At 63.4% G+C, this 7338-nt stretch carries 1 protein-coding gene; it reads left to right on the forward strand.

Going from position 1 to position 7338, the window contains the following annotated elements:
• Window positions 1-7338, forward strand: a 7338-nt coding sequence (locus tag BZK31_RS15845; protein WP_157900751.1) for a non-ribosomal peptide synthetase, incomplete at both ends; no start/stop codon positions are given.

Consider the following 7338-nt stretch of genomic DNA (forward strand, 5'->3'; position numbering starts at 1 on the left):
CCTGCTTGACGCGCGTCAGGAACTGGTGCCACAGGGCGTGGCGGGCGAGCTGTACGTGGCCGGTGACGGCGTGGCGCGTGGTTACCTGAACCGTCCTGAACTGACTGCCGAGCGCTTCCTGCGGGATCCGTTCAGCCACGAGGTCGGGGCCCGGATGTACCGCACCGGCGACCTGGCGCGCTGGAACGCCGACGGCACGCTGGAGTACCTGGGCCGCAACGACGATCAGGTGAAGATCCGTGGCGTGCGCATCGAGCTGGGCGAAATCGAAAGCCAGCTGGGCCGGTTGCCGGGCATCGAAGAGGCCCTGGTGCTGGCCCGTGAGGACGAGCCGGGGCAGCCGAGGCTGGTGGGCTATTTCATTGAGCGTGACGGCGCGTTGTCGACCCCGGTCTCCGAGCTGCGGGCCGCACTGCTGGCCGTCCTGCCGGGTTACATGGTGCCCGGCGCATTGGTTCGGCTGGACGCCTGGCCACTCACGGCTAATGGCAAGGTCGATCGTCGTGCCTTGCCGGTTCCAGACCGCGAAGCGCTGCAAACCAGCGACTATCAGCCGCCGCAGGGCGAACTGGAAATCGCCCTGGCAGCCATCTGGAGCGAGTTGCTGCAGGTCGAGCGGGTAGGGCGGCAGGATCGTTTCTTCGAACTGGGCGGTCACTCGCTGCTGGCCATGCGCATGGTGTCGCAAGTTCGCCAGCGTCTGTCCCTGGAACTTGCACTGGGCGACCTGTTTGCCGACAGCGCACTGGCCGCCGTGGCGCGCTGCCTGGGCGATACCGGACGCAGCGAGCTGCCCGCCATCGTGGTTTCCAGCCAGGATGGCCCGGCCCCGTTGTCCTTTGCCCAGCAACGTCTTTGGTTCCTGGCGCAAATGGAAGACGCCAACAGTGCCTATAACATTCCGCTGGGCCTGCAACTGACCGGGCATCTGGACACTCGAGCCCTGAAACGTGCCCTTGAGCGGATCGTGGTGCGACACGACAGTCTGCGCAGCCGCTTCATTCAGCACGAGAGTGAAGCCTGGGTCGAGGCCGCGCCGACATCGGTCATTCCCGACCTGCTCTGGCAGGACCTGCGCGGTCAGGACCCACAGGCACTTCAGGCCGTGGTCAAGGAGGAAGCCGCGCAGCCTTTCGACCTGTGTCACGATTTGCCGATTCGCGGCCGCCTGCTGTGCCTGGCCGAAGACCGCCATGTGTTGCTGCTGACCCTGCACCATATCGTCGCCGATGGCTGGTCGCTGGGTGTCTTTACCCGAGAACTGACCACGCTGTACCGAGCCTTCAGCCAAGGGCTGGATGACCCATTGCCCCCGCTGGCCTTGCAATATGCGGACTACGCACGCTGGCAGCGCGACTGGTTGGATGGCGAGCGCTTGCGTCACCAAAGTGATTACTGGCATCGGGCGCTGAATGGTGCGCCCGCCTTGCTGACCTTGCCCACCGACCGTCCACGACCGGCGCGTCAGGATTATTCCGGGGCCAGTGTCCCGGTGCGGCTCGATCCGCGCCTGTCCGACGATCTGAAAACCTTTTGCCAGCAGCATGCGGTTACACCGTTCATGCTGTTCATGAGTGCCTGGGCGGTGCTGCTTGCGCGGCTGTCCGGGCAGGCCGAGGTGGTTATCGGCATGCCGGTGGCCAACCGTCGGCGCAGCGAAGTCGAAGCGCTGATCGGCCTGTTCGTCAACACGTTGGCCGTACGCATCGACACCTCCGGCGAACCCGACGTCAGCACGCTGCTGGCGCGGGTCAAATCGCGCGTGATCGACGCGCAGGAACACCAGGATTTGCCATTCGAGCAAGTGGTCGAACGGCTGCGGCCACCGCGCAGCCTGGCCCATAGCCCGTTGTTTCAGGCTTCGCTGGCCTGGGATGGCAGTCAGGGACTTGAACTGCAACTGGGCGATCTGCACCTGCAACCACTGGCCCATCAGCCGACCTTCGCCAAATTCGACCTGACACTGAGCCTGGGCGAAACCGATGAAGGCTTTGTCGGTGTGATCGATTACGCGACCGCACTGTTCGATGAGGCGACGGTCGCGCGCTATGTCGGCTATCTTGAGCAATTGTTGTGGACCATGGTCGGCAATGACCAGGCCGTGCCTGTCAGGGCCGGACTGCTCGGTCCTCAGGAGCGCCACCGCCTGCTGGTCGAATTCAACGCCAGCGAGCAGGATTTCCAGCTTGATCAGCCGTTGCAGACACTGTTCGAAACGCAGGTTGCCCGTACACCGGATGCGGTCGCGCTGGAGTCTGACGCCGTCCGGTTGAGCTACCAGCAACTGAACGAGGCAGCCAATCGTCTGGCCCGTCATCTGATCGGGCAGGGCGTGCGTACCGAGAGTCGGGTCGCTGTATGCCTGGAGCGCGGCCCGAATCTGGTCGTGGGTCTGCTGGCGGTGCTCAAGGCCGGAGCCGCCTACGTGCCGCTGGATCCGGGCTATCCGTTGGAGCGCCTGAATTACATGCTGGCCGACAGTGATGCCGTAACACTGCTGGTCGATACCACGACGCGTGAGCGTTTCGTCGACAGCTCGCTGTCGTTAGTGGATATGGGCAATTGCAGTTGGAGCGCTCAGTCCGCTAGCAACCCGTTTGTCGAAGGTCTGACCGCACGCCATCTGGCCTACGTGATCTACACCTCGGGTTCCACCGGCACTCCGAAAGGCGTGATGGTTGAACACCGTGGGCTGTGCAATCTGGTGCAGTGGAGTTCGCAGTTATGTTCGCCGACTCCGCATGGCGCGCTGTTGCACAAGACGCCGGTCAGCTTCGACGCATCGGTCTGGGAGCTGTTCTGGCCGCTGTGCGCCGGTTTGCGCCTGGTGCTGGCGCGCCCGGATGGTCAGCGTGACCCTGCGTACCTGGCGCAGGAAATCCAGGATCGGCAGGTCAGTGTGGTGCAATTTGTGCCCGCACTGCTGCAACAGTTCGTTGACCTCGACGAAAGCGCCCGTTGTGCCAGTCTGACCGATATCGTCTGTGGCGGTGGTGAACTGACCGCGAGCCTGGCGGCGCAGGTGCGTCAGCGTCTACCTCAGGTGCGACTGCACAACGTTTATGGTCCGACCGAAGCCACCGTGGACTGCAGCGTGTGGACGCTGGAGCCGGGTGAACCGGTGCCGGAGTCGGCGCTGCCCATTGGCCGTGCCATCAGCAACACCCGCCTGTATGTGTTGGATGAGTATGACCAGCCGGTGCCGCACGGCGTGGTCGGTCAGTTGAATATTGGCGGCGTCGGCGTCACGCGTGGTTACCTGAACCTGCCGCAGATGCAGGCCGAGCGCTTCATCGACAGTCCGTTCGTATCCGGTGACCGGTTGTATCGCAGCGGTGACCTGGTGCGTCAGCGAGCGGACGGTCAGTTGGAGTTTCTGGGGCGCAACGACTTTCAGGTCAAGCTGCATGGCCTGCGCATCGAACTGGGCGAGATCGAAGCACGTCTTGCCGCGCATCCTTCGCTGCGTGAAGTCGCGGTGTTGCTGCATGGCGAACGGCTGGTAGCCTGGTTCAGTTGCCGCGAAGGTCATGCGGCACCCGGTATCGAGGCGCTGCGGACTCATGTGCTGGCGCAATTGCCGGATTACATGGTGCCGACCGCTTACGTCGCGCTGCCAGCCTTGCCGTTGAGCCTGAATGGCAAGCTGGATCGTGCGGCTTTACCGGAGCCGGACGCGCAGTCGGTGCTGAGCCGTCAGTACGAAGCGCCGTTGTGCGAGACCGAGGCACGGCTGGCCGAACTGTGGGCCGAACTGCTGAACGTCGCCAGAGTAGGGCGTCAGGACCACTTCTTTGAGCTGGGCGGGCACTCGCTGCTCGCTGTCACCCTGATCGCCCGCATGCGCCGACTGGGTATGAGCGCCGACATTCGCGTGCTGTTTGCCCAGCCGACGCTGGCGGCGCTGGCCAGTGCCGTGGGCAGCGACAACGCGCTGAAGATCCCGGCCAACCTGATTGACGCGGATTGCCGCTACATCACGCCGGATCTGTTGCCGCTGGTGACGCTGGATCAGGAACATATCGAGCGCATCGTTGCCCAGGTTCCCGGTGGCGCTGCGAATGTGCAGGACATCTATCCGCTCGGGCCTTTGCAGGCGGGGATTCTGTATCACCACCTGGCTGCAGGCGACAGCGATCCTTACCTGCTGCAACCGCGCTTCGCCTTTACCGACCGGGCACGGCTCGACGCCTTTTGTCAGGCGCTGCAACGGGTGATAGAGCGCAACGACATTTTGCGCACCGCGCTGTTCTGGGAAGGACTGCAAGCCCCGGTGCAGGTGGTCTGGCGCAAAGCGAACCTGCGTGTGGACGAGATTGCGCTCCACGATCTGGACACTGCGCCGCGCATGGACCTGACTCAGGCCCCGCTGCTGCACCTGGTGCATGCCCATGACCCGGAAACCGGGCAGATAGCAGCCGCGCTGCGCTTCCATCACGTGGTCATGGACCATGTCGCGCTCGACGTGCTGGGTCAGGAGTTGCAACACATCCTGCTCGGGGAAGAAGCGCAGCTGGCTGTGCCGGTGCCGTATCGCAATTACATCGCTCAGGTGCTGCAAGGGCCTGACGATGAGGCCCACGAAGCCTTCTTCCGTGAGCAACTGGGCGATATCGATGAGCCCACGCTGCCTTACGGCATGGCGTTCGCTGCGCAGGACGTTTGGCCTCGTGATGCCCATCGGGTGCTCGACGAGACCCTGTGCCGCAAGGTCCGCGATCAGTCCCGGCTGCTGGGCGTCAGCGCGGCAAGCCTGATGCACCTGGCCTGGGCTCAGGTGCTGGGGCAGTTGTCCGGGCGCGATAATGTGGTATTCGGCACGGTTCTGCTCGGACGTCTGCACGGCAGTGAAGGCGTTGAACGGGCCCTGGGTGTGTTCATCAACACCTTGCCGCTGCGCATCGATCTGGGCAGGCAAGGCGTGCGCGACGCTGTGCTGGACACGCACCGCAGACTGACCGGTCTGCTGGCCCACGAGCATGCGCAACTGGCGCTGGCTCAGCGTTGCAGCGCATTGCCCGCTGGCGCGCCGTTGTTCAACAGCTTGCTCAATTACCGTCACAGCGCAGCGCATGAAGCGCTCGACGAAGCCGCAACGCGGGCGTGGCAGGGCATTGAAGTGCTGCGCGCCGAAGAGCGCAGCAATTACCCGCTGACCCTGAGCATCGATGACCTGGGCGAAGGTTTCAGCCTGACCGCGCAGGCTGCGCCGGGTATCGAACCGCAGCGGGTCTGCGACTACCTGTACGAAGCACTGACACAATTGATTCTGGCGCTGGAACAGCGGCCGGACACGGACCTGACGCAACTGGCCATTCTGCCTGTCGCCGAGCGTCAAAGACTGCTGTACGGGTTCAATGACACGCGCCGCGATTACCCTCGCGAGCACAGCGTGCATCGCCTGTTCGAGCAGCGTGCCGCCCGCCATCCTCAGAGTACGGCGGCTGTGCATGGCGCGCAGTCGATTAGCTACGGCGAACTGAACGAGCAGGCCAACCGACTGGCCCATCACCTGATCAGCCAGGGCATCGCACCGAACGATCATGTGGCCATCGTCCTCCCACGCTCCATTGATCTGTTGATCGGTCAATTGGCGGTCAGCAAATGCGCCGCGACGTTCGTGCCGCTGGATATCAATGCGCCGGCGGAACGGCAGAGTTACATGCTGGACGACTGCAAGGCCGTCTGTGTACTGACCCGCAGCACGACAGCAATCAACGCCGCGACACCGCGCATCGATCTGGACACGCTGGCTCTGGGTGATCAGCCTGCGCAGGATCCTGATCTGGCTCAGCGCCCGGATTGCACGGCGTACGTGATGTACACCTCAGGCTCCACCGGTGCACCCAAAGGCGTGCGCGTTACGCATCGCGGTATCGTGCGTCTGGTGCTGAACAATGGTTACGCCGACTTCAACGATCAGGACCGCTTTGCCTTCGCCTCCAACCCGGCATTCGATGCCAGCACCCTGGAGGTGTGGGGGGCGTTGCTCAACGGCGGTCGCTTGCAAGTGATCGATCATGCAACCCTGATCGATCCATCACGCCTCAGTGCCTTGCTGGGCGAGAGCGGCATTACGGTCATGTTCCTCACCACGGCACTGTTCAACCAGTACGTGCAACTGATTCCTCATGCACTGCAAGGCATGCGGATCCTGATCTCCGGCGGTGAGCGGGCGGACCCGGCCACCTTCCGTGCATTGCTGGAGCAGGCACCGGGCTTGCGTGTGTTGAATGCCTATGGCCCGACCGAGACCACCACCTTTGCCACGACCGCTGAAGTGCTGGCCGTATCGGCTGACGACGAGAGCGTGCCGATCGGTCGCCCCATCGGCAACACCACGGTGTACGTGCTGGATGCGCGTCAACATCTTGCCCCGCAAGGCGTGACGGGCGAGCTGTACATCGGTGGCGACGGCGTGGCCCTGGGTTATCTGAATCGTCCGGACCTGACCGCCGAGAAGTTCCTCGCCGATCCGTTCAGCGACGAGCCGGGCGCCATGATGTACCGCACCGGTGACCTTGGCCGCTGGCTGGACGATGGACAGCTGGAGTGCCTGGGCCGCAATGACGACCAGGTGAAAATTCGCGGCTTCCGCATTGAACTGGGTGAAATTGTCAGCTGTTTGCATCAACTGCCGGGGATTGGCGAAACCGTGGTGCTGGCTCGCGAAGACGAACCCGGGCATGTGCGACTGGTGGCGTATTACACCAGCCATCAGAACAGCGAACTGCTCGCTCCCGAGCAGATGCGTGCGCATCTACAGGCGAATCTGCCTGACTACATGGTGCCGAGCGCGTTCATCGAGCTGACCACACTGCCGTTGACAGCCAACGGCAAGCTGGATCGTCGGGCACTGCCCAAACCCGAACGGTCGGCGCTGTTCGGCCTCAGTCATGAAGCGCCCGAAGGTGAGTTCGAAATCGCACTGGCCGAGATCTGGGCCGAGGTGCTGCAGGTCGGGCGGGTAGGTCGCCATGATCACTTCTTCGATCTGGGCGGGCATTCGTTGCTGGCGATGCGCATGGTGTCTCAGGTCCGTCAGCAACTGGGCGTCGAACTGCCGCTGGGCGAATTGTTTGCCCTCGGCGAACTGGCGGCCGTGGCGGCTGCACTGTGCGACGTGGCGCGTAGCGAGTTGCCGTCGATCCTGCAGGTCAAGCGCGACCAGCCGTTGCCATTGTCGTTTGCCCAGCAGCGTTTGTGGTTTCTGGCACAGATGGACGGTGGCAACGAGGCCTATAACATTCCAATGGCGTTGAGCCTTGAAGGTATGCTGGATGTGGCGGCGCTGAACCGCGCTCTGGCGCGTGTCGTCGAGCGCCATGAAACCCTGCG

The organism is Pseudomonas floridensis, assembly GCF_002087235.1.
Classification (GTDB): domain Bacteria; phylum Pseudomonadota; class Gammaproteobacteria; order Pseudomonadales; family Pseudomonadaceae; genus Aquipseudomonas; species Aquipseudomonas floridensis.